The organism is Microcystis sp. LEGE 08355 (genome assembly GCF_015207185.1).
In the GTDB taxonomy this organism is placed as follows: Bacteria; Cyanobacteriota; Cyanobacteriia; order Cyanobacteriales; family Microcystaceae; genus Microcystis; species Microcystis panniformis.
Genome location: NZ_JADEXI010000630.1, coordinates 1 through 2,592, shown reverse-complemented (window position 1 = coordinate 2,592; position 2,592 = coordinate 1). Strand labels below are relative to the sequence as shown.

The 2,592-nt window shown below is 42.3% G+C and carries 3 protein-coding genes; 1 reads left to right on the top strand and 2 read right to left on the bottom strand.

What is annotated here, in order from left to right:
* Positions 1 to 153: 153 nt before the first annotated feature.
* Positions 154 to 1,095 carry a hypothetical protein gene (locus tag IQ242_RS22175; protein WP_190720278.1) on the bottom strand — a complete coding sequence of 314 codons (942 nt, stop codon included), beginning with the start codon at positions 1,093 to 1,095 and terminating at the stop codon, positions 154 to 156.
* 90 nt (positions 1,096 to 1,185) lie between these two features.
* Here IQ242_RS22175 and IQ242_RS22170 point away from each other — a divergent pair, with 90 nt between their 5' ends.
* On the top strand, positions 1,186 to 2,007 hold the full coding sequence (locus tag IQ242_RS22170; RefSeq protein ID WP_193961431.1) for a sulfotransferase family protein: 822 nt from the start codon (positions 1,186 to 1,188) through the stop codon (positions 2,005 to 2,007).
* Positions 2,008 to 2,103: 96 nt separating this feature from the next.
* Here the strand turns inward: IQ242_RS22170 and IQ242_RS22165 are convergent, their stop codons facing one another.
* On the bottom strand, positions 2,104 to 2,304 hold the full coding sequence (locus IQ242_RS22165; protein WP_002735656.1) for a hypothetical protein: 201 nt from the start codon (positions 2,302 to 2,304) through the stop codon (positions 2,104 to 2,106).
* Between the last annotated feature and the right edge of the window lie 288 nt (positions 2,305 to 2,592).

Below are 2,592 nucleotides of genomic sequence, written 5' to 3'. Positions count from 1 at the left end.
GGCGTTGGGTTTCATGCTTCAACCAAACCTACGTTCATCTTATATTTAATTCCACCCACCTACTTAGCTGGTGCTATGAAATCTAAGCGGCGATCGCTTCACCAGCAATCTCTAAGTACCACCTCACCTCAAATCTAGAGAAATAACGCTCTTTTAATACCATAATTCCGGAATCAGGTCATAATAACCAGCTTGGGGCGGTGGGTAAATACCCGCTTCGATTTTTTCGATAATAGTCGGCCAAGCTTGCCTAAAAGCGGCAGAGCGCTCGTTGGGGTGCAAAGTCCAACCCTTGGCATTGGTGAGAGTGGCGCGATAGTAGTTGCTTTGTTCTAGGGAGCGAGAAACCATAATTTCCCAAGAGTCGAGTTTTCCTTTCCCAGTCAAAATATTGCCCCAAGCTTTTAAACCATCGGGTAAATGATCGAGAAAGGTATTTTTATAAGAGCGCCAGAGGGGGGTGATCGGTAAAAGGCGATCGTAGCGACGACAATTAAGTAGATAGGCACGACTACCAAAAAATTTAAATTGATAGAATCCGTCGGGATTTTTCGTGCAGGGATGCTGAGAATAAATCGTACCATCGGGCCGCGGCGGACCGGACAAAGGACGCACAAACATCATTTCTGGATGGGTTTCCATTAACTCGATCCCTTCGCGGATCCAACTGTAATCCGGTTCTTGGTAGAGCATCATGTCGCTGTCATAATGGACCATATAATCGCTGCGACATGACTCGATTTTGAAGATCGAGCCGAAAATCGGATAACCTTTGTAGTTATGGGTGGAACGGAGGGGACTGCCGAAATGCTTTTGATAGATGCGCTGACGATAGCTGGGATCGTAGTTAAAATCCACTAGGCGATCGATTATGCCATCTTTAACTAATTTTTCACCACAGGCTCTTAACTCCTCCATTGTACCCAGTCCGGGGCGATTAACCTTTTCCCCGCTTAAAGGGGCCGTGTCAATAGCGAGTACCTTTTCATCGAAGGGAAACTGACTCATTTTGACTAGATGGGGAATAGTGTTCATCATAAACCAGACATCGGTTCGCGCCGTAAAAAACCAGAGCGAACAACTTGGCAATCCCATTTTGTATAAACCTCACTTTTGTTTGGGTCTTAAATGGGATACATTATAGGGGAATCTTCGCGACAAGTTGACACAATTCCTGATTAACCTATGACTATAGCCCTCGATCGCCTACCCCAATCTTGGCAGGGTTTAACCCATCGTTTAACTTATAAGTATTTTCAGGCACGCATTGATATACCCAAAGACCCCTATAAAATCCTCTTTCGTCCCCAACCCTATCAGGTTTTATTTATTCTTAGCCATATGCGATCGGGTTCGTCTTTATTGACCCATATCCTCAATTCTAATCCTGAAATTATCGGTTTTGGCGAAACTCATCTGGTTTATGAGAGTGAACAGGATTTTAAAACTTTAATGTTTCAACTCTACTGGCGTTTGAAAGATTTCAACATGAATCATAAATATATTTTAGATAAAGTTCTTCACGATCAGAAGTTTTTAGACCATAGTTTTTTGCAATCTGATGCGGTTAAAACCATATTTTTACTACGAGAACCGAAGCGCACTTTAGCGAGTATTCTAGATATTAAACCCCATCAAAACGAGCAGCACGCCCTGGGTTATTATACCGGTCGTTTAGCCACCTTAGAAAGTTATGCTCGATTAATTAACAGCAAAGAAAAGAGTTTGTTTATCACCCACGATCAGGTATTAAACCAAAGTCAATTGGTCTTTAATAGTTTACAAAGTCATCTCGATACTAAAACGGGATTTTCTGAAGAATATCGAGTTTTAAAAACCACTGGCAGCCGCGGTATAGGAGATTCTTCCGAGAATATCAAAGCGGGTAAAATTATTAAACAAGCCAGAAAATTAGATATAGAAATTTCCGACGCTGTTTTAACCCAAGCCCAAAAAGCCTACGATCGATGCTACGAAACCCTCAGCCATTATTGTCATTGTATCTAAACTGAATTGGGGATTAGTAATAGCCTTGATTCTCTCCTCCGAGTCCCAAGAAAATCCCCCTAACTCAACTCTAAGTTGAGCATTTAAAAGGTCCGATTAGCCTTCAATATTAGCAATTGTAAAGCCCATCTGACACTCGTAGAGATTGGGCTGTTGGCTTCCTCCTTTACCCAAGGAGTGACCACAGCCTAGTTTACCCTCTCGCCACCGGGGTTGCCCCTGCTGGTTGGCTAAAAGACAGCCCTGACAGACAGAACCCGTATCGAGAATGTGTTCGTCGGTTAAAATCACTAACATGACGTTCACCCCCATTGATCTCCGATCACTTTTGTCTCTATTGTAAGAGGTTTTTTCTGAGATGTAGTGGCGCGCTATACATTCCGCTACTTTTTGGCTTTTTTTCGCCTGGACTCTTCTTATCAGAAGATTAGTCCTTCAAAAGGGATAGTCATTTCAGATAAGTCTGATACGATTCAATCTTAATAATTGAAATGACTATAATTAGGGCTTGCTGAATAAATCTAAAAACCTTGTTGGATAAGGCTTTTAGACTTTTTTTCCCTCAAAAAGTGCCGACCATTGGAG